The sequence below is a fragment of the Streptomyces sp. SS1-1 genome (genome assembly GCF_008973465.1).
GTDB lineage: Bacteria > Actinomycetota > Actinomycetes > Streptomycetales > Streptomycetaceae > Streptomyces.
In genome coordinates, this window is the sequence record NZ_WBXN01000004.1 from 5,283,705 (window position 1) to 5,310,384 (window position 26,680).

Annotated in this window: 23 protein-coding genes; 18 read left to right on the top strand and 5 right to left on the bottom strand. The window is 70.3% G+C overall.

Going from position 1 to position 26,680, the window contains the following annotated elements; translation table 11 throughout:
* Positions 1-5: 5 nt before the first annotated feature.
* From rbfA to F8R89_RS25790, 4 genes are all read left to right on the top strand, one after another.
* Positions 6-461, top strand: coding sequence for a 30S ribosome-binding factor RbfA (gene rbfA, locus F8R89_RS25775; protein ID WP_062669223.1), 456 nt, complete (start codon positions 6-8; stop codon positions 459-461).
* Positions 458-1,363 (top strand): tRNA pseudouridine(55) synthase TruB, encoded by a 906-nt coding sequence (gene truB / locus F8R89_RS25780; protein ID WP_151786167.1) that lies wholly within the window; start codon positions 458-460, stop codon positions 1,361-1,363. Before rbfA ends, truB begins: the two co-directional genes overlap by 4 nt.
* Positions 1,364-1,633: 270 nt before the next feature.
* Positions 1,634-5,218, top strand: a complete 3,585-nt coding sequence (locus F8R89_RS25785) for a serine protease (RefSeq protein ID WP_225994486.1) — start codon at positions 1,634-1,636, stop codon at positions 5,216-5,218.
* 144 nt (positions 5,219-5,362) lie between these two features.
* Complete coding sequence (locus F8R89_RS25790; protein ID WP_151786168.1) at positions 5,363-6,319, top strand: bifunctional riboflavin kinase/FAD synthetase; 957 nt, start codon at positions 5,363-5,365, stop codon at positions 6,317-6,319.
* 76 nt (positions 6,320-6,395) lie between these two features.
* Here the strand turns inward: F8R89_RS25790 and F8R89_RS36280 are convergent, their stop codons facing one another.
* From F8R89_RS36280 to eccE, 3 genes are all read right to left on the bottom strand, one after another.
* Positions 6,396-9,530, bottom strand: coding sequence for an SCO5717 family growth-regulating ATPase (locus F8R89_RS36280; RefSeq protein WP_264158891.1), 3,135 nt, complete (start codon positions 9,528-9,530; stop codon positions 6,396-6,398).
* A gap of 323 nt (positions 9,531-9,853) precedes the next feature.
* Positions 9,854-10,693 (bottom strand): hypothetical protein, encoded by an 840-nt coding sequence (locus tag F8R89_RS25800; protein ID WP_151786169.1) that lies wholly within the window; start codon positions 10,691-10,693, stop codon positions 9,854-9,856.
* On the bottom strand, positions 10,693-12,012 hold the full coding sequence (gene eccE, locus F8R89_RS25805; protein WP_151786170.1) for a type VII secretion protein EccE: 1,320 nt from the start codon (positions 12,010-12,012) through the stop codon (positions 10,693-10,695). The genes F8R89_RS25800 and eccE overlap by 1 nt, the downstream gene beginning before the upstream one ends.
* Before the next feature lie 373 nt (positions 12,013-12,385).
* On the opposite strand from eccE, the gene eccB reads away from it, so the two are divergent.
* From eccB to F8R89_RS25865, 12 genes are all read left to right on the top strand, one after another.
* Complete coding sequence (gene eccB / locus F8R89_RS25810) at positions 12,386-13,948, top strand: type VII secretion protein EccB (protein ID WP_151786171.1); 1,563 nt, start codon at positions 12,386-12,388, stop codon at positions 13,946-13,948.
* A gap of 252 nt (positions 13,949-14,200) precedes the next feature.
* Positions 14,201-14,512: a WXG100 family type VII secretion target gene (locus tag F8R89_RS25815; RefSeq protein WP_055623214.1), complete on the top strand. Its 312-nt coding sequence runs from the start codon at positions 14,201-14,203 to the stop codon at positions 14,510-14,512.
* A gap of 97 nt (positions 14,513-14,609) precedes the next feature.
* Positions 14,610-14,900 (top strand): WXG100 family type VII secretion target, encoded by a 291-nt coding sequence (locus F8R89_RS25820; protein WP_151786172.1) that lies wholly within the window; start codon positions 14,610-14,612, stop codon positions 14,898-14,900.
* A gap of 209 nt (positions 14,901-15,109) precedes the next feature.
* The gene (gene mycP, locus F8R89_RS25825) at positions 15,110-16,396 is read left to right on the top strand and encodes a type VII secretion-associated serine protease mycosin (RefSeq protein ID WP_151786173.1); all 1,287 of its coding nucleotides are present in this window, start codon (positions 15,110-15,112) and stop codon (positions 16,394-16,396) included.
* Between the two features lie 54 nt (positions 16,397-16,450).
* Positions 16,451-16,801 (top strand): hypothetical protein, encoded by a 351-nt coding sequence (locus F8R89_RS25830; RefSeq protein WP_151786174.1) that lies wholly within the window; start codon positions 16,451-16,453, stop codon positions 16,799-16,801.
* A 35-nt stretch (positions 16,802-16,836) separates the two neighbouring features.
* Entirely contained in the window at positions 16,837-18,288 is a 1,452-nt protein-coding gene (locus F8R89_RS37125) for a hypothetical protein (RefSeq protein ID WP_151786175.1), read from the top strand.
* 79 nt (positions 18,289-18,367) lie between these two features.
* Entirely contained in the window at positions 18,368-19,666 is a 1,299-nt protein-coding gene (gene mycP / locus F8R89_RS25840; RefSeq protein ID WP_225994488.1) for a type VII secretion-associated serine protease mycosin, read from the top strand.
* A gap of 293 nt (positions 19,667-19,959) precedes the next feature.
* A complete protein-coding gene (locus F8R89_RS25845; protein ID WP_225994489.1) occupies positions 19,960-21,255 on the top strand; it encodes a S8 family serine peptidase in 1,296 nt (431 codons plus the stop codon).
* An 85-nt stretch (positions 21,256-21,340) separates the two neighbouring features.
* Positions 21,341-21,667 (top strand): WXG100 family type VII secretion target, encoded by a 327-nt coding sequence (locus F8R89_RS25850; RefSeq protein ID WP_151786177.1) that lies wholly within the window; start codon positions 21,341-21,343, stop codon positions 21,665-21,667.
* 25 nt (positions 21,668-21,692) lie between these two features.
* Positions 21,693-22,436, top strand: a complete 744-nt coding sequence (locus F8R89_RS25855) for a hypothetical protein (RefSeq protein ID WP_151786178.1) — start codon at positions 21,693-21,695, stop codon at positions 22,434-22,436.
* A gap of 491 nt (positions 22,437-22,927) precedes the next feature.
* Positions 22,928-23,236 carry a hypothetical protein gene (locus F8R89_RS25860; RefSeq protein ID WP_151786179.1) on the top strand — a complete coding sequence of 103 codons (309 nt, stop codon included), beginning with the start codon at positions 22,928-22,930 and terminating at the stop codon, positions 23,234-23,236.
* A 91-nt stretch (positions 23,237-23,327) separates the two neighbouring features.
* Positions 23,328-23,690 (top strand): hypothetical protein, encoded by a 363-nt coding sequence (locus tag F8R89_RS25865; RefSeq protein WP_151786180.1) that lies wholly within the window; start codon positions 23,328-23,330, stop codon positions 23,688-23,690.
* Positions 23,691-23,723: 33 nt separating this feature from the next.
* On the opposite strand, the gene F8R89_RS25870 is transcribed toward F8R89_RS25865, so the two are convergent.
* Positions 23,724-24,326: a hypothetical protein gene (locus F8R89_RS25870; protein ID WP_151786181.1), complete on the bottom strand. Its 603-nt coding sequence runs from the start codon at positions 24,324-24,326 to the stop codon at positions 23,724-23,726.
* Between the two features lie 109 nt (positions 24,327-24,435).
* Positions 24,436-24,690: a hypothetical protein gene (locus F8R89_RS25875; protein ID WP_151786182.1), complete on the bottom strand. Its 255-nt coding sequence runs from the start codon at positions 24,688-24,690 to the stop codon at positions 24,436-24,438.
* A 415-nt stretch (positions 24,691-25,105) separates the two neighbouring features.
* Here F8R89_RS25875 and F8R89_RS25880 point away from each other — a divergent pair, with 415 nt between their 5' ends.
* Positions 25,106-25,474 (top strand): WXG100 family type VII secretion target, encoded by a 369-nt coding sequence (locus tag F8R89_RS25880; protein WP_225994490.1) that lies wholly within the window; start codon positions 25,106-25,108, stop codon positions 25,472-25,474.
* Between the two features lie 20 nt (positions 25,475-25,494).
* Positions 25,495-26,592, top strand: coding sequence for a PE-PGRS family protein (locus F8R89_RS25885; RefSeq protein WP_151786183.1), 1,098 nt, complete (start codon positions 25,495-25,497; stop codon positions 26,590-26,592).
* The last annotated feature ends 88 nt before the right edge of the window (positions 26,593-26,680 follow it).

A 26,680-nucleotide genomic window follows, 5' to 3' on the forward strand; every position in this document is an offset into this window, starting at 1 on the left:
GACCAGTGGCCGACAACGCGCGTGCCAAGAGGCTGGCGGACCTCATCCGAGAGGTGGTGGCCCAGAAGCTGCAGCGCGGGATCAAGGACCCGCGGCTCGGCTCGCACGTCACCATCACGGACACCCGCGTCACGGGTGACCTGCGGGAGGCGACCGTCTTCTACACGGTGTACGGCGACGACGAGGAGCGGGCGGCCGCGGCGGCCGGCCTGGAGAGCGCCAAGGGCGTCCTGCGCTCCGAGGTCGGCCGGGCCGCCGGGGTGAAGTTCACCCCGACCCTCACCTTCGTCGCCGACGCCCTGCCGGACACCGCCAAGACCATCGAGGACCTCCTCGACAAGGCGCGCCAGTCCGACGAGAAGGTCCGCGAGGCGTCAGCGGGCGCCCGCTACGCCGGTGAGGCCGACCCGTACCGCAAGCCGGGCACCGAGGACGAGACGGACGGCGACACCGCGGAATGACGCAGAAGAACACCACGCCCGACGGCCTTGTCATCGTCGACAAGCCGTCGGGCTTCACGTCGCACGACGTGGTCGCCAAGATGCGCGGCATCGCCCGCACCCGCCGGGTCGGGCACGCCGGCACCCTCGACCCGATGGCCACGGGCGTGCTCGTCCTCGGCGTCGAGAAGGCGACCAAGCTGCTCGGTCATCTGGCCCTGACCGAGAAGGAGTACCTGGGCACGATCCGCCTGGGCCAGACCACGGTCACCGACGACGCCGAGGGCGAGATCACGGGGTCCACGGACGCCTCGAAGGTCACCCGCGACGCCGTCGACGCCGGGATCGCCAAGCTGACCGGCGACATCATGCAGGTCCCGTCCAAGGTCAGCGCCATCAAGATCGACGGCGTGCGCTCCTACAAGCGGGCCCGCGAGGGCGAGGACTTCGAGATCCCGGCCCGCCCGGTCACCGTGTCGTCCTTCTCGGTGTACGACGTGCGCGACGCCGTCGCCGACGACGGCACCCCCGTCGTCGACCTCGTCGTCTCCGTCGTCTGCTCCTCCGGCACCTACATCCGGGCCCTCGCCCGCGACCTCGGTGCCGGCCTGGGCGTCGGCGGGCACCTCACGGCCCTGCGCCGCACCCGCGTCGGGCCGTACAAGCTGGACGCCGCGCGGACGCTCGACCAGCTCCAGCAGGAGCTCACGGTCATGCCGATCGCCGAGGCCGCCACGGCGGCCTTCCCCCGCTGGGAGATCGACGCCCGGCGCGCCCGGCTGCTCACGAACGGCGTGCGCCTCGACATGCCCGACGAGTACACCGGCGCCGGACCCGTCGGGGTCTTCGACACCGACGGCCGCTTCCTCGCGCTCGTCGAGGAGCACAAGGGCAAGGCCAAGAGCCTCGCCGTGTTCGGCTGACCGCCGTCACCGCACGGGTGCCTGCCCGTGGAGCGGCGGTCACGGGGTCGTCCTCTGCCCGCCGCTCCACGGTCCCCCCTCGGTTCCCCCACCCCTAGGGTTATCCACCCACCCCCGTCTGTTCACCCGTCCGGGCAGGCGCTCGGAGTGAACCGAGGGGGTGCAAGGGGGCGCGTTCGGCACGAGGCCTGTCCCGCTGATCATGTGCCGCCTACCGTCGAGGCGACAGGGTGGGCGACGAGCGTGCGGGTGCGGGGCGGAGGTTCGACGATGGCGGGACGGGGCCCGCGGGCGGCGGACACGGACGGGACACGGGGGACGGGCGCCGGCCCGGAGCAGCCCGACGGGGCCACCGCGTCCCACCGGGCGCGCCGCGCGCGTCCCCACGACGACGGCAGCCCCCGGCACGCACGCCGCCGCCCGGACGCGGAGCCCGACGTGCCGGGTCCCCTCCTCCGGGACGACGCCCTGGTCCGCGTCCACGACCCGGCCGGACGGCCCCGCGGCCTCGGCTTCCTCGCCGACCACCAGGGCACCGTCGTCACCGCGCACGAAGTCGTCGACGGGCTGTCCCGGCTCGTCGTGCACACCGCCGGGGGCAGCCGCAGCTGTGTGGTGACCGCCGACGCGGTGACCCCGCTGCCCGAGCGCGGCCTCGCCCTCGTCCGCACCGAGGGGCTGGGCGTCGACCCCCTCCCGGTGACCGTGCGGGACCACTGCGGGACCGGCACCTACGTGCACATCCCGGCCGGCGGCTGGCGGCAGGCCCGCGTGCTCGACGCCACTCCCGCCACCCGCCCGGCGACCGACCGCCACCCCGCCCTCGACGGCGTCCTGGAGCTCGCCATCGGCACCGCGGGCCGGGACGCCCTGCGGCTCGGCGGAGGCGCCGCCGGCGGACCCGTGCTCGACGCCGCGACCGGCGCCGTCCTCGGCGTCCTCGGCACCGCCCTGCGGTCCGCCCACAGCGACGCCGTGCTCGCCGCACCCCTGCGGCCCGCCCCGGACGGCCCGCTCGCCGCCCTCCTCGCCGGCAACGCCGCCACCGTGCCCGCCCACGGCGCCGACCTGAACCTCGCCGGAGTACTGGAGCTGACCGCCACCCAGGTCGCCCAGGACGCCCCGCCCTCCGGGACCCTGGCGCCTCCCGTCCAACGGGACGCCGTGACCGCCGAGTTGGACGCCTTCCTCGCGGGCCGGGCCCCGGTCCTCGGCCTCGTCGGACCGCCCGGCAGCGGCCGTACGACGGAACTCGCGGGGCTCGCCGCCCGGCGCACCCACGGACCCGACCCCGCGCCCACCCTGTGGCTGCGCGGCGCCGACCTCGCGAGCGGCGACACCTCCGTCGCCGACGCCGCCCGCCGGGCGCTCGACCGTGCCGCGCGCATCGTCGCCGCCTCCGCCGCCGGCGCCGACCTCGCCGCCGACCTCACCCCCGAGCGCCTCGCCCGTCTCGCCCGCGACGCCGGGCGCCCCCTGCTGCTCCTGCTCGACGGGCCCGAGGAGACGCCGCCCGCCGCCGCGGACCACCTCGCCGACTGGACCGGCGCCACCGCCCGCTGGCTGCGCGACCACGGCGCCCGGCTGGTCGTGGCCTGCCGGACCGAGTACTGGGAGACCGCCGGCGCCGCCTTCCCCCAGGACCTGCTGCACACGCCCGCCGGTCACCCGCCCCATGCACCCGTCCCGCCCTGCCTCACCCTCGGCGACCTCACCCCGGAAGAGGCCCGGCAGGCCCGCGCCCGCCACGGCATCCCGGACGACGCCCTCACCGACGCCGACGCCCGCCACCCCCTGACCCTGCGCCTCCTCGCGGAGGTGAGCGCCGCCCTGCCCGGCGCGCCCACACCCCACCGGGCCGACCGGCACGACGTCCTCTCCGCCCACCTCGACCTGATGTGCCTGCGCGTCGCCGTCCGTCTCGCCGCCGAGAACGGCCTGCGCGGCACCGCCGTCCGCCGGCTCGCCGCCCGGGTCGCCGGCCAGGTCCACGAAGCCGCCCGCCGCAGCCTCGGCACCGGCCACGGCGAACTGGACCGGCCCACCTTCGAGGCGATCTTCCCCTGGGGCCCCACGCCCAGCTGGCTCGGCGGCACCACCGGCTGGGCCGGCGCCGTCCTCACCGAAGGACTCCTCGTCCCCGCCGGCGACGGCTACCGCTTCGCCCACGAGGAACTCGCCGACTGGCTCCAGGGCCTCCACCTCGACCTCGACGACGCCCTGCGCACACTGCTCCGCCCCGGACCCGCCGGCACCACGGACCACCCCGCCCCGCCCGTACCGCACCACCGCATCGGCCCCGTCCTCCAGGCCCTCCTGCTCCTCCCACGCCTCCACGGCACCGACCGGCTCGGCGACCGGCTCGCGCGGCTCTCCGACGCCCTCGACACCGACCGCACCGACTGGTGGGCGGCCCGGCTGCTCACCGAGACCCTGCTGCGCGTCCCCGACGCCACGCCCTATCTGGACGTCCTGCGGCTGACCGCCGACCGGATCGTGGCCTGGCGACGGCAGGGCCACCCCGCGCCCGCCGACCTCGGCCCCGCCTTCTGGACCGCGCTGCCCCTCCCCGACACCGAACGCCTCGACCTCCTGCGCCGCCTCGTCCCCGCCGACGGCCCCCTCGACGACACCGAGGGACCCCGGCCGCCCCGCTACCTGGACGCCGTCGCCCGGCTCCTCGCCGCCGACCCCACCGCCGTACAGCCCCGGCTCACCCACTGGTTCGACGACGACCGGCCGCTGCCCGCCACCCCGCACGCGACCGTCGCCCTCGCCGCCCAGGCCCTGCTCCACACCCACCGCCACCGCGCCCTCGACGACCTCACCGAGACCCTCGTGGCCAGCGCCCACCCCCGCGCCGACGAACTCCTCGGCGCCCTCGCCGAGGAGGAGCCCTCCGCCGTCTGCCGGGCCGTGGACCGCTGGGCCCACGACGAACGCCCCTCCCGGCGCGTCGCCGCCCTCGCCCACGGGCTGCGCGCCGCACCCCACGTCCGCACCGAGGCCGACCGTGCCCTGCTGCGCTACGCCGCCCTCGCGCTGCTCGCCCGCCCCGCCGACAGCGCCCTGCACGGCGGCGCCCTCGCCCTCCTCGTCCGCGACCCGCACACCCGCGCCCGCCATCTGCCGCAGGCCCTCGCGCACTTCACGTCCGCCGACCCGCAGTTCCCGCCCAGCGCCCTCGTCGCCGCCCTCGCCACCCACCCCGAACCGGTCCTGGAGGCGTTCCGCGCCCGCCTCGAACGGCCCGGCACCGGCGCCGTACTGCGCTCCCTCGCCGACGTCACCGCGCCCGGCCTCGCCCGCAAGGTCACCGGCCTCGTCCGCGACGCGGTACAACGGCACCCCGAGACCGCCACCGACGTCGCCGCCTACATCGACCGGTCCCTCGACCAGGGACCCGGCGCCCGGGCCGTCCTCTTCCCGCTCGTCACCGGCCTCCTCGACGGCGGCCCCGAACAGGTGCGGGCCGCCCTCGCCACCGTGCTCGCCGCCCCCGGCACCCCCTCCTCCCGCGGACTGCGCCGGGAACTCCTCGACTTCCTGCTCACCCGTGAACAGGCACCCACCGTCCTCGAAGCCCTGCTGCGGGCCGCCGTCCGCACCACGGGCACGGCGGCGGACGACACCCTGCGCGACCTCGTCCACCACACCGGGCTGCTGCTCGTCCGCACCCCGGACGGCGCCGCCCGCTTCGACCGGAGCCTGGTCGACCTCGCCCGGGAGGTCCCCGGCTTCGCCGCGCGGGTCGCCGGCTGGCTCACCGGCACCCCACGGGACTGGGCGGCCGTCGTCGGCCCCAGCACCCGCCGCATGATCGAGAACCTGGCGGGCGTCCGGGTCCCCGTCTGAGCCCGCCCCGGCACGTGCACCCCGTCACAGCGCCCATGCCGATGCGGGCCGGGGGCCGTCGGCATGGCACCCTTAGACCTGCGTAAGACCGTTTGGGCAATGACGGACACCGGTTCGACGAGTTTGCGACAAGGAGCAGGCACAGTGCAGCGCTGGCGTGGCTTGGAGGACATCCCCCAGGACTGGGGGCGCAGCGTCGTCACCATCGGTTCCTACGACGGAGTCCACCGCGGACACCAGCTGATCATCCGGCACGCCGTGGACCGCGCCCGGGAGCTGGGCGTCCCGGCCGTCGTCGTCACCTTCGACCCGCACCCCAGCGAGGTCGTCCGCCCCGGCAGCCACCCGCCCCTGCTCGCCCCGCACCACCGGCGCGCCGAACTGATGGCCGAGCTGGGCGTCGACGCGGTGCTGGTCCTGCCGTTCACCACCGAGTTCTCGAAGCTGTCGCCGGCCGAGTTCGTCGTCAAGGTCCTCGTCGACAAGCTGCACGCCAAGGCGGTCGTCGAGGGCCCCAACTTCCGCTTCGGGCACCGCGCCGCCGGGAACGTCGAGTTCCTCGCCGAGCAGGGCAAGATCTACGACTACGAGGTCGAGGTCGTCGACCTGTACGTCAGCGGCGAGGCGGGCGGCGGCGAGCCGTTCTCCTCGACCCTGACCCGCCGTCTGGTCGCCGAGGGCGACGTCGCCGGGGCCGCCGAGATCCTGGGACGCCCGCACCGGGTGGAGGGCGTCGTCGTGCGCGGCGCCCAGCGCGGCCGCGAGCTCGGCTTCCCCACCGCCAACGTGGAGACCCTGCCGCACACCGCCATCCCCGCCGACGGCGTCTACGCCGGCTGGCTGCACGCACAGGGCGAGGTGATGCCGGCCGCCGTCTCCGTCGGCACCAACCCGCAGTTCGACGGCACCGAGCGCACGGTGGAGGCGTACGCCATCGACCGCGTCGGACTCGACCTGTACGGGCTGCACGTGGCCGTGGACTTCCTCGCCTTCGTGCGCGGCCAGGAGAAGTTCGACTCGCTGGACGCGCTCCTGGAGGCCATGGCCCGGGACGTGCAGCGCTGCCGTGAGCTGATCGCGGCGGCCGACGGACCGGCCTGACCCGGATCACCGCTTCCGACGGCGGAGGGCCGGCACCCGTACGGTGCCGGCCCTCCGCCGTTCTCGCTCCCGCCCGCTACTGCTGGGTCCAGCCGGGCGGCACGACGCCCGGCTGCTGCCCCTGCTGCGGTTCCTGCGGCGGCGGCGGGGCCTGCTGCTGCCACTCCTGACCCGGTGCCGGCTGCTGCGGCGCCTGCTGCCAGCCCTGCCCGGGCTGCGGGGCGCCACCGGGCTGGGCGTACGGCTGCTGGGGCTGCGGCTGGCCGGGCTGCTGCGGGTAGCCCTGCTGCTGCGGGTGCTGGTACTGCAGATGCGGGTTGCCGAAGCCCTGCTGGGTGCGCGCGATGTCCTCGGCGATCAGGGCGGCGAGGTCGAAGTACGCCTCACGCGTCTTGGGACGCATCATGTCGAGGTCCACCTCGGCACCCGCGGAGAGGTGCTCGTCGAAGGGGATCACGACGACACCGCGGCAGCGCGTCTCGAAGTGCGCGACGATGTCGTCCACCTTGATCATCTTGCCCGTCTCACGGACACCCGAGATCACGGTGACCGACCGCTGCACGAGATCCGCGAAGCCGTTCGCCGACAGCCAGTCGAGCGTCGTCGAGGCGCTGCTCGCGCCGTCCACCGACGGGGTGGAGATGATGATCAGCTGGTCGGCGAGGTCGAGGACCCCGCGCATGGCGCTGTAGAGCAGACCGGTGCCCGAGTCCGTGAGGATGATCGGGTACTGCCGCCCCAGCACCTCCAGCGCGCTGCGGTAGTCCTGGTCGTTGAACGTGGTGGAGACGGCCGGGTCCACGTCGTTGGCGATGATCTCCAGACCGGAGGGCGCCTGCGAGGTGAAGCGGCGGATGTCCATGTAGCTGTTGAGCTGCGGGATCGCCTGGACCAGGTCGCGGATCGTCGCACCCGTCTCGCGCCGCACCCGCCGGCCGAGCGTGCCGGCGTCCGGGTTGGCGTCGATCGCGAGGATCTTGTCCTGCCGCTCGGTGGCCAGCGTGGCGCCCAGCGACATGGTCGTCGTGGTCTTGCCGACACCGCCCTTGAGGCTGATGACCGCGATCCGGTAGCAGGACATCACCGGCGTCCGGATCAGACCGAGCTTGCGCTCGCGCTCCGCCTGCTCCTTCTTGGCGCCGAGCTTGAACCGGGACGGGCCCTGGTTGTTCTTGCGGGCCTTCGGCTGGTTGCGCAGCAGACGGTCCGACGACAGCTCCACGGCGGCGTTGTAGCCGAGCGGGGTGCCGGGCGCGGCTTGCTGCTGCTGCGGAGCACCCGGACCGGCCTGCGGACCGGGCGGCGCCGACCAGCCGCCCTGACTGCCGTACGCGGCGGGGGTCTGCGGAGCCTGCGGCTGGGGCTGCGGCTGGGCCGGGGGCTGCTGCGCGGCCGGCTGCTGGGGCTGCGCGGGCTGGCCGGGCTGGCCGGGCTGCTGGGGGTAGCCGTAGCCCGGCTGCTGCTGCGGGTAGCCGTAGCCGGGCTGCGGCTGGCCCGGCTGCTGCGGATAGCCGTAGGGCTGGGGCTGACCCGGCTGCGGTGCCTGCTGCTGGGGGTGGGGCTGCGGCTGTCCGGGCTGCTGCGGGTAGCCGTACGGCTGCTGCGGCTGGCCCGGCTGGTGCGCCTGGCGGGGGTCCACGGGCTGACCGGGCTGGCCCGGCTGCGGCTGGGCCGGGCCGAACCCGCCCTGCGGCGGGGCCTGCTGCGGCTGGGGCTGCGGCTGGCCGGGCTGCTGCGGATAGCCGTAGCCGGGGGCCGGCGGGGCGCCCTGGGCGGGCGGCTGCGGTACGCCCTGCTGCGGCGCGCCCGGCTGGGGGTGCGCGGGCACGAAACCCTGGGGCAGCGGCGGAAGCGGCTGGCCGGGCTGCTGCTGTCCGACGGGCTGGGTGTGCGGCTGCTCACCCGGAGCCGCGGGCGGCTGCGCGGGAGCGCCGGGCTGGGCGTGCGGCGGCATCGGGGCCTGGCCGGGCGCCTGGGCCTGCGGCTGCTCGGGCGCGGGCGCGGCGGGCTGCGCTTCCGGCTCGGCGGCGGGCGCCGCCTCCGTGGTGGCCGACGCGGCCTCGGGCTGGACGTCGGTCTGGACCTCGGGCTCGGGCTGAGCCGGGGCGGCTTCGGGCTGCGGCTGCGGGGCGGGGTCGGCCTGGGCGGTGTCGTCGGCCGCGCCGGACGCGGTGGCGGGCTCCGGCTCGGCGTTCTGCTCCGGCTCCGGCTCGTCGTCGTCCCCGCCGAACAGGCGGGCCGCTTCGGCGTCGGCGGCGGCGTGGTTGAGCTCGGGCTCGGGCTCCGACCGCTCGGGCTCGGGCGCCTCCGCCACCGGGGGGACGGGGGCGGGCGGCTCGGGCGCGGCGGGGGCCTGGGCGCTCTCGTCGACCGGGCGCAGCACCGGGAAGCCGGGCGCGGCCGGGGGAACGGAGGGGGCGGCCGGGGGAACGGAGGGGGCGGCCGGGGGAGCGGCCGGTGCGGCGGGCGGAGTCGCGGGCGCGGCGGGCGTCGCCTGCTGGGGCGCCTGGAAACCGCCGGAGGTGTCCTGGGCCTGCTGGGGTGCGGGGGTGGTGGGCTGCTGGGGGTAGCCGTAGGCGCCGGGGGTGTTCGGCTGAGGCGTGCCGAATCCGCCGGAGGTGTCCTGGGCCTGCTGGGGTGCGGGGGTGGTGGGCTGCTGGGGGTAGCCGTAGGCGCCTGGGGTGTTCGGCTGAGGCGTGCCGAATCCGCCGGAGGTGTCCTGGGCCTGCTGGGGTGCGGGGGTGGTGGGCTGCTGGGGGTAGCCGTAGGCGCCCGGGGTGTTCGGCTGAGGCGTGCCGAAACCGCCGGAGGTGTCCTGGCTCTGCTGCTGCGGCGCCGCCGGACCGGGCTGCTGCTGCGGGTAGCCGTACGCGCCGGACGCCGGGGCCGCGCCCGGGACGGACTGCTGCTGGGGGAAGCCGTAGCCACCCGCGGTCTGTCCCTGCTGCGGCGCGGCCGGGGTGCTCGGGGCCGGCGCCGGGACCGTGCCGGGGGGACCCGTGGGCGTCCCGACGGGCGGGCCGGTCGGCGGCGGCGGTGCCGCCCCCTCGGCCTCCTGCTGACCGCTCGGCGAGGAGCCACCCTGCGTGCTCTGGGCGTACCAGGCGGGAGGTGTGTAGACGATCTCGAACTCGCCCGTCAGATCCACCTCGTGATCGTCCCCGTCCGAGGAAGGGCTCCCGCCGTTGTACTCGGACCGATCCCTGTTCACTGCTTGCCTCCTGGTCAGCCACTGCTGCTGAGCGTGTCGTCGTCGCGGCCGGGCGGACCCAGTGGCGAGTCCCCCGCGACTGCGATCGTCACCGCACCACCAGAAGCCTAATCACTCGCTCGGCGGGACGGAAAAGGCCCCATGTGCGCGGACGCTATAGCCCGGACACCGTGGACGGAAGGGGTTTCCGGGCCCGGAGGGACGGGCAGCCGAGCCCCCGCGGGACGTGACCGCCGGACCCCGGAGCGCCCGGCCGGCGAGCCCCCGGCACAAGTCCCCCGCGCCTGAGCCCCGTTCACCCCCCGCCCGGCACCGACGACCGCTCAGTCCATCCGGCGGGCCACACCGAGCAGCCCCGTCTCCGCGTCGGTGGGCTCGGTCATCACGAACTTCTGGTGCTTGCGCGTACACCACAGCGCGACACCGTCGTGCAGCGTCGGAAGATGCTGGAGGTGCTCCTCCGGGATGCCCAGCGTGTCCTTCACGGACTCCGTCTCGTACGGCGAGATGCGCTGGATGCCCACGAGGTGCGCCTGCGCCAGCCAGCGCGGCGCGTGCTCGCTGACGAACGGCAGCACCGTCACCACGGACTGCCACGGCACCGACGTCACCCGCCCGCGCGGCGGACGGATACCGCAGTCCCGGATCAGCACGACCGGACTGGACACGGACGGGCCCTGCGCGGGCACCCGGCCCACCGGATACACCGTCACACACTGCTGACCGCCGCCGGCCGCCTGCGCCAACTGCTGCCACGCCTGCGGACGTCCGGTCTCCACACCGACGCGCGCCCCGGTCGCGGCGGCCCGTAGCGCCAGCACCTGCGCCAGCCACAGACCGCCCACGAGCACGACGTCGAACGGAGTGGGACGGGCCAGACCGAGCACCGCCGGCTGCGACTCCGCGTCGGTGCCGATGAGTACGCCGTCGTCACCGATCGGCATGCTGATGGCCGCGAGCTCGTCGACCGTCACCACATGACGGTTGCGGCGCGGGCCGCGCAGCCCGAACCCCGGGCTGAAGATGCGCCGTTGACGCTGCGGCGCCTCCGGCTGCCGGATGATCGGGATCATGCCGGTGTCGGTCGGGGAGGCCACATGGGCCGGGGTGCCGGGGGCGCGGCCCTGCTGTCCCGGGGGCATGGTCGGAGCGGGCTGGGACATCAGTACGTACCTCCGAGCGGCAGAGTGGCGAGGGCTCCGGGGACCTGCTCCCGGTCGAGGCGGACCAGGCCGACCTTCGCTGCGCTCGCGGTCCGCTCCAACTCCCGGCCCACCTGGCCGAGTTCGTCGTCACCGCGCGCGGTGACACGGATGTGCCCGGTGAGGGCGACACCCCGGTTGCCCGCCTTGCTCAGGGTCATGCTGAACGTCGTCGCCAGCACCGGCAGCGACGTGAACCGCGTCACCAGCTCCGGCAGCGCCACCCCGCCGGGGCCCAACTGCGGCCAGCGGGACACCCAGTACGTCGTGTGCCACCGGTCGTCGACCCGCCAGGTCCGCACCGCCTCGACGGTACGGCGCTGGGTGCGCCCGTCCTGGCCGTGCTGCTGGTTGGCGCGCGGGTTCAGGCAGCTCGACGTCGCGAGCGCCTGGACCAGTTCGGTCTCGTCGAGGATCGTCGCCTTGAAGCCCGCGCCGGCCAGCCGGCTCGCCAGCTGGTCCGCCACCCGCAGCAGGGCGCGCTGCGTACCCGGGACACCGTCCCCGCGCGCCTTCACCGCCTCCGGGCACAGCTCCGGGTCCAGCTTGAGGGCCACCCAGGTCAGCCGCAGCGCCGGCGAACCGGACTGCGCCTGGAGCGGGCCGTAGGAGCGCGCGGCGAGCGACTGCGACGGAAGGTGCGGCGCGGGCGCCGGCTGGGTGTGCTGCACGACCTGCACGGAGGCCAGCCGGATCCCGTCGACCTCCAGGGCGTCCTGGATCAGCCTCAGCGGCAGCTGCCGTTCGCCCGCTCCGGGCCGCAGCGGCTGGTCGCCGGGCTGCACGAAGAGCACGGCCGTCAGGAACGTGCCGTCGCCGATCATCCCGATCGAGCGATCGTCACGGGAGACGAACGAGTAGGTCCGCAGGGCCGGGTCGCACTCGACCACCGGCACCAGCATGGCGTCCGTCCCCGGCGGCACGGGCAGTTTGGCGTCCCGCCGGCGCTGCCGCAGGGCGCGCGTCGTCTCGTACCACTCCGGCAGCGGACGGCGGCCGCGGCGCAGCACGGCGAGGAGCAGCAGCAGCGCGGCCACGGCACCGGCCGGGGCCAGCAGCCAGGACGTCCCGACGGCCCAGGCGGCGACCATGACGGCCACGGCCAGCTCCACCAGGATCAGCTGCTGCAGACGGACCGGACCGAGCCCGCCCGGGCGGGGGAGCGTGCGCGGCGAGGCGGCGGAGGGAGCGGGGGACGGGGCGGGCGTACGTCTGCCGTCCGGGCCTCCCGGTTGCTGCGGTGCGCGGCGTCCGCGCCGAGTGCTCGTAGCGCTGCTCATCCCCCGGGACATCCCTTTCGCGAAGTAGTGGCCGTCGGGCGGGCGGGAACCGCTGTCCCGGATCCCGGCGCCGGGCCAGGGGCTTCATCGGCCCACACCATCCATGCGGGTGGCTCACGGTACCCGCTGCGGCACCCCGGGCGACACAGGGGACACCCGGACCCACGGACGGCACCCCAGCCCCGGACGGCCAGCCTGCCATGGTCCGCGCCCGCGTGGTGGAGGGCTGTGGAGAAGCTCTGTGAAGATGCCGGGGCCTGTCCACACCTGAGGGATCGTCGGCACGCGGCGCAAGGCATAGTAGGTCCCTGCACGGCCGTTGCGGCCTTTTCGAGCGCGATCGAAGCATCACCAAACGGGAGATACGGGGACCATGGCAAAGCGTCGGGACGAGCTCGCCGCCTACACGTTCGCTCGCAAGCGCACCGTCGCGGCCTTCCTGGCGCCGTCGCCGGGCGGCTCGGAGGAAGGCGCCCCGCGGCCCGTGCGCACGGTGATGCCGAGCCTCGCCGTCGGAGTGGTCCTGGTCATCGGCTTCATCGCCTGGGGCGTGATCAAGCCCACCGCTCCCAAGGGCTGGGACACCCCCGGCGAGTACATCATCGTCGACAGCGACTCCACGACGCGCTACGTGGTCCTCGACCCGAACCCCAAGGACAGCAAGGTGGAGAAGGTCCTCCACCCGGTTCTCAACTACGCGTCCGCGAAGCTGCTGTTGGACAAGGGCAAGGGAAGCGTCCTCGAGGTCCCCGGCAAGGAGATCGACAAGAGCGGCATTCGCCACGGCGCGACCATCGGCATCCCCTACGCGCCCGACCGCCTCCCCTCCAAGGAGGACGCCGAGAAGACCAAGACCTGGGCGGTGTGCGAGCGTCCGGCGCCTGGCTCCAAGGCGGCCATCGACCGCGCGGTGTTCGTCTTCGACGACAGCGACGCCAAGTCCCTGGAGGGCGCCGGGAAGGTCGACCCCCGCGAGGCCCTGTACGTCACCGACAGCAGGACCAAGGCCGAGTACCTGGTCGACAGCAAGGGGAACCGCTTCCTGCTCGGCGGGAAGTCCGGCCTCGACGAGACCTCGATGGAGCAGCTGCGGTCCGCCGTCATCGGCAGCAGCGCCACCACCGACCCGCAGCCGGTGAGCCAGGAATGGCTCAACACCCTGAACGACGGCGGGGACATCACCTTCCCCGTCGTGCCCGGCGCCGGCGGGCGGACCGCCGTCCAGGGGCTCCCCGCCGAGGCGGGCACGATCGGCCAGGTGCTGCGGGCCCGGGACGCCCAGGGCGAGCAGTTCTACATCGTCCTGAAGGACAAGGTCGCCGCCGTCTCGCCGTTCGTCGCCGCCCTGCTCGTGGCCCGCGACGAGAACGGCGCCCTGAAGGTCGACACCCGCGTCGTCATCGAGGCCAACGGCGGCCGCGCCGACCGCTTCTACGCCGACAAGGGCTGGCCCGAGATCGTCCCCCGGCAGGCCAACAGCGCCAACCCGGCGACCGGCGCGGCGGCCAGGACGTCCTGCAGCGTCTACAAGGGCGCCTTCGACGGCAGTACGCCCACTCTGGCGGCCTGGGCGGGGGCCGACTACCCCAAGAAGGTCATCACCGACTCGCTGAGCGCGTACGTCTCCTCCGGCTCCGGCCTGCTGTTCCAGGAGGTCTCCGGTACGGCCGCGGGCGGCGGGGCGACGTATCTGCTGACGGACACGGGTCTGCGGTACTCCCTGCCCAAGGGCAACGACAGCGAGGCGCAGAGCCCGGCCGCGGCGGCCGGCGGCGGCTCGTCCCAGGGTGAGGCGAGCGAGACCGACAAGGCCCGTACCCGGCTGGGGTACGAGGACCTCAACCAGCCCGCGGTCGTGCCGCAGACGTGGGCGACGTTCATCCCCAAGGGACCGACGCTCGACACGGCGGGCGCGGCGCAGCCGCAAAGCCAGTGACGAGGGACGGGGAATGGGAACGGGGGCCGGCCCGCCGGCTTCAACGACCCGGTGTCGTACGCCATTTGAGCTAAGACGGCGCACGGGTCACAGCTTCGTCGCTCATGTGTGTGAGGCGTGTAACTGATTGGCCTCGCCTGTGGATGAGTGACAGGCTGACGATAGAGTGTTTGCAGCGCTCAAGCGTGCGAAGCAGCTCCGGGCAACGGCAACAGGGTTCCCGGACCAACGACGACATGGGGGAAGGTTCACATGGCCGGCCAGTTCCGGGTAACAGAGGACGAACTCACCAAGCTCTCCAGCGACATCAGCACCGCCAACGGTCAGCTGCAGGGCGAGATCCGCCGCCTCAACGGAGTGATCGACCAGATCGCGGGCGGCTGGAAGGGCCAGGCTGCCCAGTCCTACCGCCAGCTGCAGGAGCGCTGGAACGCGGACGCGAAGAAGATGAGCGACATCCTCAACGACATCAAGGAAGCCGTGGACTCCACGCGGAGCAACTACTCCGCGTCCGAGGAGCAGCAGAACTCCGAGATCAGCAAGATCATGTCGGACTTCGGCTGATCGAGCCGACCGGTTCGCGTGTCGTGCCGTCCACCGGTATGACCCGTCCGCTCCTCCCTCTTTCCAGCGACTTTCCTCCGAATCTTCCTGAAAGGGAATGACGATGTCGATCCTCGTCAATTACGCAACCATCACCAACGCGTCCACCGACGTGAAGTCGACGGCCGGCCGCATCAAGCAGCAGCTGGACGACCTCGAGGCCGCGGTCAAGCGTGTCGCCAACACCTGGGAAGGTGAGGCGCAGGAGGGTTACCAGCGCAAGCAGCGCGAGTGGGACCAGACCGCCGCCGACCTGCACGCCACCCTGCTGAAGATCTCCACCGCGCTGCAGAGCGCCGCCGAGAACTACCAGGCCACGGAGAAGAGCAACGCCTCCACCTGGGGCTGAGCCAGCCGGCGAGCCGGGGGACCTCGGATGAAGAGATGCGGCCCAGCCGACGCCAAGGCGTCCGCTGGGCCGACCTCTGCTCCGGGGTCGTTCACACCGTCTTACGGACTGCACACGGTAAATCCGCCGAATCTTCACATCGGCCGACGGAGCGGCGTACGCGCCGCCGGCCGGGACACCGTCGACAAGGAAGCCCTGGGGGCCTGGACATGAGGGGCCTGAACGTGGAGGGCCACAAGGCCGGTTCGCGTAGCGGCACGAGTGGCCGCACGAGTGGCCGCACGAGTGGAACCCGCGCACTGAAGCGGGTCCTCGGCGTGCTCGCGGTGACGGGTGTCTGCGTCACCGCGACACCGTTCGCCCCGACGGCGTCGGCGTCCGACGGCGGCGTCGACTTCGGTCTGTCGGCCAGCACCGAGTGCGTGTTCGGCGGCGACGTCATCAAGTCCACGCCCTGGTCGCTCCAGCGGATCCTCCTGGACCAGCTGTGGGAGCACTCCACCGGCAAGGGCGTCAAGGTCGCCGTGATCGACACAGGCGTGGACAAGCGGAACCGTCAGCTGACGGCGGCCGTGACCGGTGGCAAGAGCTACGTCGACGGGGCCGCCGCCCGGGACATCGAGGGGCACGGGACACGCGTGGCGGGCATCATCGCCGCCCGCCCACTGAACGGCACCGGCTTCGTGGGCCTCGCCCCCGACGCCGACATCCTCTCCTTCCGCTACACGGGCGGACAGGAGAAGCAGGGCAACTCCCGCACGATGTCCCAGGCGATCGGCGCCGCGGTCGCCGCCGGGGCCGACGTCATCAACATCTCCTCGGACACCGCGAACCGGGAGGACAACGACCAGCTGCGCGCCGCCGTCGCCTCCGCCGTCCAGAAGGGCGCCCTCATCGTCGCGGCCGCCGGCAACGACGGGGCGGACGGCAAGTTCGCCGACACCTACCCGGCCGCGTACGACGGCGTCCTGGCCGTCGGCGCCTCCGACCGCAACGACGAGCGGGCCTTCTTCTCACAGTCCGGCGACTTCGTGGACGTGGCCGCCCCCGGCGTCGGCATGGTCTCCACCGTCCCCGGCGGCGGCCAGTGCACCGCCGACGGCACGAGCTTCGCGGCGCCGTACGTCGCGGGCGTGGCGGCCCTGCTGAAGGAGAAGCACCCGGAGTGGAAGGCGGCCCAGATCGCCACCCGCATCGAGGAGACCGCCCAGCGCCCGGGCCGCGGCCCCAACGGCTTCATCGGCTGGGGCGTCGTCGACCCGGTGGCCGCCCTCTCGGACGACTCGACCCCGGGCACCACACCGGAACCGGACCCACCGGTGAAGGCAGGGTCTGGCGGTGTCGTGCCCATGGCTGTGACGATGGGTGAGACCGAGGCAGAACGTGAACGCCGCACCGCCGTCTACGTATTGGGCACAGGAGTGGCCCTGGCCCTCGTGATCGCGGGCAGCGGCGTGGCCGTCCGGGACTGGCGCACCCGACGGACCGGGCGATGAGCAGGCATCCGGGGATGCCGAGGACTTGGACAACAGGGGAGAGGACAACGGGGTATGAGTAACGGAATGCGGGTCGATCTCAGCGCGCTGGATGAGGTCATCCGGAAGCTGTGGACGCTGCTTGACGACATGGACAAGGCGGGGCAGACGTCGCGGTATAACACGGAGATCCCCGCGAGTGCTTTCGGCAACATTGCCACGTTCAAAGAGGCGGGCGACCTCTTCGGTGCGCACAAGCAGGCCAAGGATGACCTCGAGCGCGCGATCAAGGGACTGCATGACCTGATCGACCGGTTCGGTAAGAGCACGTCCAAGGTAAAGGATAAATACACCGAGCAGGAATACGCGAACAAGCACCAAATGGGTGGTAACACAGGGGGCTCGGACGGCTCCTTCGCCAAGTAGTCCGATCGAGCATCACCTATTAAGGGAGAGTTCAAGTGGCCGGTGACAAAGAGCTGCCGAAGCCAGTAATCGAAAACGACGTCTGCGTCGCAAACCCAGGTCGACCTGAGACCAAAACCTCATTCATCGACTACCCGCTCAAAGAACTCAAGAAGATGCTTGAGGGAACCAACCCCGGTCTGATCGAAGAGACGGGTCGGCACTGGGGCAAGGTTCAGGAACTCCTTGCGGGGGGCCAGGGAGGAGGCATCGCTGGCCTGCTCGACAAGTCGGTCGACAATGTGCTGGAGCACTGGGAAGGTGAGGCCGCCCGGGCCTTCGAAAAGGAGGCGCGCAAGATCTCGCAGAGCCTGCGTAACGCGGCTTGGCATGCGGAACTCAACAGTGGCCAGATGGCAGACGCTGGTTCGCAACTGCGCAGGTACAAGGCGCAGTTGGATGAGATCGAGGAGCCAAGCGGATGGGCGAAGGTTGGCGACGCCCTCAGCGACTGGCAGTGGGACAACGGCGAAGCTGTAGCTAGTGACCTTAAGGATCGCAAGCTGACAGCAGCGGAAGTCGCGCAGATCAACGAGGGCAAGATTGGTGCAAGTCGTGAGGCCCAGCTGAATGGCGTGAGCGTCATGGAAAGCCTCGGCGCTCAGTACATGCGGGTAACTCGGAACCTCAAGAACAACAACATTAGGGACTCGGGCGACGGCCACATCGGCGAGCCGAACCGTGATGTGGAGTACCCTCCACCCGTCACTCCGCCCAGCGGAGGTGCTTCGCGTCCTGGTACCGCTGGACCGGCTCCGAAACCTTGGAGCGCAGGACCGACCGCAAGCGTGAAACCAGCGCCCAGTGTGCCTCGCGACCAGGGGATCACGGGGGGTACGCAGCTTCCCGCAACCAGGACAAAGATCGACAGCATCACGCCTGGGTTGACTGGAAGCGGCCCTGCAACAAGCCCGGGCGCAGGCCCCGGTGGTGGCGGAGTAGGCACGGGCGGGGCGTCTGGCACGGGAATCGTTGCACCTGGTGGAGGGCCGGGCTTCGGTCGCGGATCCTCCATCGGACGAGGAGGCATCGGCGCAGTTGGCGGCCGCGGGGGTATGACGGGCGGCGGCTCGGCCGCTGGCCGCGGCGCCGGAGGTCGAGCTGGCGTTGGCGGTATGGGCGGCGCTGGAGCTGGTGGCGCCGGCCGGGGCGCTGGTGCGGGAAGTGGTCGTGGATCCCTGGCGAAGGCTCGTGGCGGCGTCGTAGGGGCAGCAAAGGGGATCGCTGGTAAGGGCGCTGGCGGTGGCGCTGGCCTGCACGGGAGCCGTGGTGGCACTCAGCGCGGCGGTATGGCCGGTGGTATGGGTGGAGGTATGGGCGGTCGTAGCGGACGCCGGTCCGACAAGGAAAACAGCCAGGGTGACCGTCCCGACTACCTGGTCGAAGACGAGGAGACTTGGATCTCCGAAGAGGATCGCAACCGCAACGTGCCGCGGACCATCGAGTAGGTTCGAGCGGCGGCCGCACAGCGAGGTGTGCGGCCGCCGACGGCTGTTGAGCCCGATTGGGTGAGTGAGGAGTGGAGTAGTGGTTTTCAAGCGAGTCTGGTCTGCGGCGGGAGTCCTGACGCTGACGGGAGGTCTACTCCTCACCACTGCCCACACGGCGTCTGCGGATTACATCAGAGACAAGCAATGGGCCCTGGGAGCTTTTGCTGCAGAGGATGTTTGGTCGGAGTCTCAGGGCGCGGGCGTCACTGTGGCTGTAGTTGACTCGGGCGTTGATGCGGCACACCCAGATCTCAGCGGTCAAGTACTGGCGGGGAAGGACTTCACCGGTGGTGCAGACCCGCATGAGGACCTTGTGGGCCATGGCACAAAGATGGCTAGCATCATCGCCGGTCACGGGCATGGCCCCGGAGATGATTCCGGCGTTATCGGGTTGGCGCCAAAAGTGAAGATTCTTCCGCTGCGCACACTTCAGACCCGAAAAGACAGAAATCTTGAAGAAACCTGGGGGCCCGCTGTCCGGTATGCCGTGGATCACGGCGCCAAGGTGATCAATCTGTCGTTTGGTAGCGACGGAGGCAGTAAGACCTCGAGTGACGGTGTCGAGGCCATTGCGTATGCCCAGGCACATGACGTAGTCGTTGTCGCGGCGGCTGGTAACGAAGGGGCTGCCGTGATTGAGCCGGCAGCACTCCCGGGAGTCGTGTCTGTCGGCGCTGTGGATGAGAAGGCGAATCTCTGGGAGGATTCAAATACTGGAAAGGTATTGGCCCTGACGGCACCGGGAGTCGAAATTGTGGGCGCGAACAACACCATGTCCAACGGATATGGTGTATCGAGTGGCACCTCTGAAGCAACCGCGTATGTGTCCGCCGCCGTCGCTTTGGTCCGATCCAAGTACCCTGATCTCACCGCAGGCCAGGTGATTAACCGCCTGATCAAGACGGCTACGTTCGCCCACCACAAGGGATTGAACGCGCCTGACGAGAAGTACGGCTACGGCATTGTTCGACCGTACTCTGCGCTTACGATGGACATTCCGGCCGGTTCGAAGAAGAACCCTCTGGGACAGCTAGAGGCAGCCTCTGTCTCTAACCAGTCGTCCCCGGGCAAGGACTCTGCGACTCAAGATGAGAAAGAGTCCTCCTCCAGCAACGTCGTCCTCATTGGCGGCATCGCCGCAGTAGTGGTGATCGGCGTGATTGTTGTCGTGGTGGTCCGCAGCCGTCGCAACGGTGGCAACAGCGGGGGCCCCAGCGCCGGCGGCGGCGCGCCCTCTCAGGGACCGGGATATCATGCGCATCCCAACGCTGCCTCAGGGCAGGGATATGCATCCCATCCCGGCGAGAGCCCGCGGAACCCGAATCCGTACTCCTGACAGGAGTGCCTCGACTCGCGCCCCGGACAGAGTCACGCCCGGGGCGCAGCCGTGTGCTCAACCGGCTGCGTGAAGGTGGCGGTGAGACTGATGACGCGGCAGTGCGATTGGTGTGGCGGAGGTTGCAGGGCCGAAGCGCGACTGGCCGCTGCGGCGGAACCTAGCGGCGGTGTAGGGCCGGCAGCTACGGGCGGTCCGAGAGCGATGATCGAACACGTCGCGAGCGGAATGGACGAGTAGCCGTCGTCCGCCGGTCCAAGCCGTACAGCTGAAGCTCAATAGGGAGCAAGGGAATGGGTGTTGAACGAATCCGGTTCACCACTGGAGTCGTGGCGTTGACGGGTATCTTGCTCCTCACTTCGGCGCCGATCGCATCGGCTGATCAGGTGCGAGACGCTCAATGGCCTTTGACCGTTTATGACGCTGAGAAGGTGTGGAAGACGTCTCAGGGGGAGGGCGTCACGGTCGCGGTGATCGACTCGGGGGTTGATGCTAGCCACCCAGATCTCGCTGGTCAGGTCTTGCCTGGGAAGGACTTCACCAACGCCGACGACCCATACAAGGATGATGACGGGCATGGGACTGGCATGGCCAGTCTTATTGCCGGGCACGGACATGGAGCAAGGGGCTCATCGGGAGTCATGGGTCTTGCACCGAAGGCAAAAATTCTGCCGATTCGTACTGGCTCAAACGGCGACAAACTGAATACTGCGGATTGGGTCGCAGGAGTTCGCTACGCGGTGGACCACGGTGCCACCGTGATCAATTTGTCACTGGTTGACTCTGCCGCTTACCCCGGATCCAAGGCCGCTAAGGCGATCAAGTACGCGCAAGATCATGATGCAGTGGTAGTGGCTGGTGCCGGAAATGATGCCGGCACCGTCAACTATCCTGCTGCTCTCCCGGGTGTGGTCGCCGTATCCGCTGTAGATCAGGGTCTCAATTTCTGGTCGAAATCAAACACCGGTGACGTAACGGTTGCAGCGCCTGGTGTCGAAACTCCTCAGGCTGACCCCACTAGTTCCAGTGGCTACGTAGTGGCAAACGGCACTTCGGGCTCCACCGCCTACGTATCAGCCATCGTCGCCCTCCTCCGCTCCAAGTATCCTGACCTGACCGCAGGCCAAATCATCAATCGCCTGGTCAAGTCCGCGTCCTTCCTCCAGCATGAAGGTAAGAAGGCCCCGGACCGTGAACTCGGCTACGGCATCGCCCGTCCTGGCACCGCCCTGACCATGGATATCCCCAAGGGGCCCAAGCAGGGACCTCTTCTCAAGGGATCGTCGTCGACCTCGACGAATTCTGCGGCCGGGTCGGATGACAGCGACAGTTCGACTCATGCCAAGAAGGAGAAGAAGAAGTCCTCCTCGGGCAAGATTCTCCTCTTCGGCGGCATCGCCGCACTAGTGGTCATCGCCGGTATCCTCGTCGCCGTCCTCCGTAACCGCCGCAACAACGGCAACAACGGCGGGCCCGGCCCTGGCGGTGCTGCCCCAGGCGGCTACCCGTCGCAGCCCGGCACGTACCCGTCCGGCCAACAGCATTACCCGGGATCGGGTTCGCCGCAGCCACCGCAGTGGCGGCAGTAGATGCTCAGCGCAGTCCTTCAGTGCTGAGCTTGGCCGGCTCATCCGCTGACGGTCTGTGTTCGCAGTTTCAGAATCGAGGTACTGGATGACGTTCCACGTCACGCCGGACGACCTGGCTTCGTTCTCCAAGCAACTCGGTCGAGCAGCTGAGGATGTGAGCGCGGCCAAGTCCTATATGGAGCGCGAATGTTCCGTAGGCACTTTTGGCGCGGGGCCCGTCTCGGCCATCGCGAGCATGTTCGGGGGCGGGCAGGACGGCGTCATGGAAAACGTCCGGGCTGCCCTGGTTAAGATGAATGAGATTTTGAAGGCGTCGCAGGCCGAGATGTCGCGGTGTGCCGAGTACTACAGGGCGACCGACCGAGGAGAGGCGTCGAGGCTGGATGCGCAGTATCCGGAGTCGAAGCGCTGACCTGGCCTTCACGGGGGAGATGACTGTGGTGTTCCACGACGTGGTTGATCCGGTAGAGCGTCTCAAGGCGCCGCAGTTGAACGGTGACAGCGACGAGCCGAGCATGCCGTACCGAGAGCTCACGTCGTACGGCGATGTCTTCAGCCCGTCAGCCATCGCCAGCTGGGTGTTCGAAAAGTTCCTCGGCGTCAATCCCGTTGATGAGGCTAAGAACGCGCTGGGAGGAAACTGGGAGGAATACGCCGAGTGCGCGAAAGCCTGGCAAGCCCTGGGTTCCTTCTGCGACGATCTCGCGCAGAACGTGAAGGCCGGTAACAAATCGCTGGACGCAACATGGTCCGGGAACGCCGCTGACGCCGCGTATGTCTACATGGAGACGTTGTCCAACGACATCGCGGCCATGAAGGACTCGTTCGAAGAGCTGGCGCGGCAGTATGAGATCGTCACGGACGGCGTGTGGAATGCGGCTGAAGCCAGCGGTGACCTCCTCGGCGGAATGCTGGATCTGGCCATCATCATCGGTATCACCATGGCCGCCGGCGCCAGCACCAGCTGGACGGCGGTCGGACCGGTCATCGCAGCCGGCGCCGTCGCCGCTGAGGTCGTGGCGATGATCAATCTTTGGACGAGACTGACGACCGTGATCATGGAAGTGGGCACCACTGTGAGCGGTGCGACCGCGTTGGTCGAGCAGATCGGACATCTGCATCAGGCCAACATGGTCAAGTTCCCTCTGCCGGGCGCAGGTTATGACCACCCTGGTGTGTGAGGCAACTGTTTCACTTGATGATGGACGGTGAGCGCAAGATGAGCGAAGACGGGACCACCCGTGACGGTGAACGTCGTGCTTGCGATGAGGAATTCATCAGTATGGGTCGAGACCCCGCCGTAGCTCGACTGCTCCGCAAGCAACTGGAAACCTTGGCAGACGGGCGAGCAGGCGCTGTTCTCGCCGAGATGGCCAAAGAGGTCCTCTCCGGAAGGATCAGTCTGCGCGACGCGGTTCGCGTAGGCCCCTACGAGCACGAACTGCTGGCAGCGGCGGACAGGTTCGGACGCCAGTGGGACGAGATGTCCGAGTCGGACAGGTCCCAGGCAGAGTCGGAAGGGGCGAGAGTCCTGAACCAGCAGCGAGAGGAGATCCAGGAGGAGGAGCGGAGGGGGCGTGCGGATGACCGGGCTGGGCGCGGGCCGTCGACCCGGCATAGTGCCCGCGGCTGGAGTGTCTACTGACGTCGACGAATACGAACGGGAGAGCCTGTGAGCTCGGAACTGCCTGATCTGAACACGCAGTCCGCTACCGATGAGATGACAGCGCATACTGCGCGGTACTTCTCGAACATGATGCTCGGCATCGCAGTGGTGGCTCCCTGGTTGCTCCTCATCATGTCGATCATGTCCGGGAAGTTCCTGTGGCTCACGGTGCTGACTTTCGTCTGTACACACGTGGGTCTGGCCCTCATGCTCGTCGGCTACCGCCGCGACAGCCGTTCGCTGAAGCGGTCCGGCGCCACGATTCACGTCGCCGCCCTGCTGTTGTGCCTTGTGACTCTCGCTGCGCTGCAATGAGAAAGTGCGGTGGTGCGCGGCAGCGCCCTGTGCCACCGGTCTGAGACGGCGGAGCGACCGGGATCAGTTCAATCAAGAAGGGAAACGTTCCATGGGCGCAATCGCCCTCATGGTCGGCCTCGTCGTGCTGATCGGCCTTGGAGTCGTCTTCGCCGTGGTGCGTGGCCGGCGTTCCTCTGGAGCCGGAGCCGGAGCCGGAGCCGGAGCCGGTCAGGTCGGCCCCGGCCCGCACGGCCATCCACAGATGGGCTATCCGCCCCAGCAGTCGGCCTACCCGCCCCCCGAGCAGCCGTACTCGCCTCCTGGGCAGCAGTCGTATTCGCCCAACACGCATCAGCCGAACCCGTACCAGCAGAACCCCGCCCCCGGGTATCCGCCCCAGCCGGGACACGCCCCCCAGCCCCAGCAGCCCAATCCCTACGGGCAGCAGCAGCCGCCGTACGGAGGGCAGTGAGGTTTCTCCGGTGTGGGCGGAGCGGCACTCCGGCTACGCCAGGAAGGTCACCAGCAGGCTGAGGACGAAGCCGATCACGCCGACCGCGATCAGCGTGACGAACGTGTTGAGCAGGCCGTGTCCCATCGCCCGCTTGGCGCGGTTGAAGTCGGACGCGCCGCCGAAGGCGAAGCCTGTGGCGGTGCACAGGAGGCCCAGGGCGAGCGGGATCAGGGCGCCGAACCACCACGCGCAGCCGACCGCGATCGAGCCGACCCAGCCGCGGTCCTGCTGGTACGACGTCTCACCCGTCCTCAGGGCCTCGATCACCTCGCCCCGCTGGTGCAGGGACTGGGTGCGCAGTTCGGCGTTGAGGTCCTTGACCGAGCCGTCGTTCGCCGTGAACGTGCCATAGCACCACCTGGTCTTGGTGCGCTTGCGCGAACTGCTGGACGAACTGCTGCGGTACTTGTAGTCGACCGTGCAGGTCTCGACCGTCAGCTTGCCGGGGGTGGACGTGGCGTACGCGTACGGCCCGAGATAGGCACCCAGGGCCAGGAGGACCACGCTCACCAGGAGCAGCCCGACGCCGATCAGCCGGCCGGGGCCGCCCGCGCTCGATCCCGACGAGGTGGAGCTCGCTTGTGCTTGTGCCATGGGGGTGCTCCTCACGGTGCGGTTACGGGGGTGGGGATGGCGGCGGGGGCGGCCACGGCCACGGGTTGAAGCCCTTGTGCGGGACGGGCCGCCCCGGAAGTGGACGTCGTCACAGGACCAGCGCGCAGACCAGTGCCGCCAGGAGACCTAGGCCGAAGAGGCCGCCCAGCAGCGGGCCGGTGATGGTGGCGGCCGGGAGGCGTTGCCAGGAGGCGGCGAAGCCGAGGCCGTTGCGGGCGCCGAAGCCGGTCAGCAGACAGTAGACGCCCGCGGCCAGCAGGGAGAGGCAGAGCGCGACCACGGCCGCGTCGTCCCCGGCGTCGCGGTCCTGGGGGAGTTCGAACGTGTCGCCGACCTGTACCACGGGGATCTTCGAACCTGTCTCGAAACGCGAGGAAGTGTCCACTTTCACGTCTTCGTAAGAAAGGTCACTCTGCTGCGCGGTCCAGGTGCCCGCGCAGTTGAACCGGAGTTCGGTGGAACGCCTGTGCGCGCCGCCGTAACGGGTCTTCGTGTGTGCCTCGCATGAAGAAACCGTGAGGGTTCCCTCGGTTCCTTCTCCGGCGAGTTCACTCCGCAGTTCCGGAATCGCCACCGCGGCTATCACGATGGCCGCGAGGAGTGCTCCGAGCCCTATGAGCCGTCCCGTCCAGAGGCTGGCTGAGCTGGGGTGATGCGGCGGTGACGTCACCACTTGGGGGTCCTTTGGTCAACTTGACGATCTCTTGACCCATCGACTTTCCGGGTCGTGCGCGAGGAGTCTAAGCTACCGGCCTGTCGTGCAATATGACGTGCCGGAGCGGGAGTTCGGGGGAGATGCGATGACGTTCGGCGGATTTGACGTGGATACGGCTGTGCTGCGACAGCAGGGCCAGAATTTCACCGACCTCGGAGGCGATTTCGCCAAGGCGTCCAAACAACTGGCAAGTGCTCTGGAAGGGCTTGGAGAGCCCTGGTCGGACGCCGATTTCGGAGATGTCTTCGGTGAGATCTACACGCCGATCCGGGACGGAATCCTCGCCTCGCTGGACAGTCTCGCCGAGCGGATGCAGCAGATCGGGCACACACTTCAGGACAACGCCCGTACGTACGACGCCTCCGATACGTCGAACAGTGGGCTGTTGAGCGGCATCGCCGGTCAACTCTGAGTCGGGCGGGGGTACTTCACATGTCGCTCACTCTGCCCGACGAGCTGGCCTGGGTGCTGGACCTGCTCGGTTACAGCTGGCCCGACGCCGACGAGGAGGCGCTCCACCAGGTCGCCGAGACCTGGCGCGGCTTCGGAGCCCAACTCGAGAAGATCGAGGCGCAGGGCGAAGGCTTCGCCCGCACGGTCGTCGCCGCCAACGTCGGTTCCGCCATCGAGGGCTTCAGCAAGGACTGGGGCGCCTACACCGGCGCGAACGGCGAGGACCGGTATCTGCCCGACGCGAAGCTCGCGTGCGAGGTGATCGCCCTCGCCTTCGACGCGGCCGCGATCGCCGTCCTCACGGCCAAACTGTCCGTCATCGCCCAGCTCATCGCCCTGGCCATCGAGATCATCGCGGCGCAGGCCGCGGCGCCCTTCACCTTCGGGCTGTCCGAACTCGGGGCGATGGGCGCGACGCAGGCCACCCGGCTGATCGTCCGTGAGCTGCTCGACCGCCTGAAGAAGGAGGTCCTGGAGGCCGCCGCGAAGGCCATGGAGCACGCCACCGTGGACGCCTTGAAGAAGGCCGCCAAGCGGGTCGTCAAGGACCAGGTCAAGCAGATCGTCCAGGAGAAGGTCGTCGACGCCGCCAAGGAGAAGGCCCGCGAGGCCGCCGTCGGCATGGCCCAGAACGTCGGCCAGCAGAGCATCGAGGCCTACTTCGACGCCCGCTCCGGCATCGACGTCGGGGAGACCGTCGACGTCGCCAAGAAGGCGGGCGGTGAGTACCTGGACGGCCTGAAGAAGGAGGTCACGGGAGGAGAGGGCTCGTCGGTCGCCGGTTACCTGGATCCGAACACGTACATCGACGCCGGGACCGAGGCGGTGACGGGCGCGGCCGGTGACCGCGTGCAGCGGGGAGTCGACGCGCTGAGCGGGCAAGGCGGGACGAGCGGGCAGGGCGAGGGGAGTGGGGGGTCCGGCGACTCGGCTTCTTCCGGCGACTCGAGTACAAGTACAAGTACGAGTGCGAGGACGGCACCGGCGGGTGCGGCGTCCACGGCAGGCTCCCGTCCTTCCCGCCCCCCGGCCGCGTCGGGGGCCGGCGACGACTGGGCGCGGAACGAGTTCGGGTGAGCCGCTGACACCTGCGCGGGGCGCACTTCAAGAGCTTGTGGCGATTTCTCCCAGGAAAATTCACACGGGCTTCCCGCGCATGATCCCC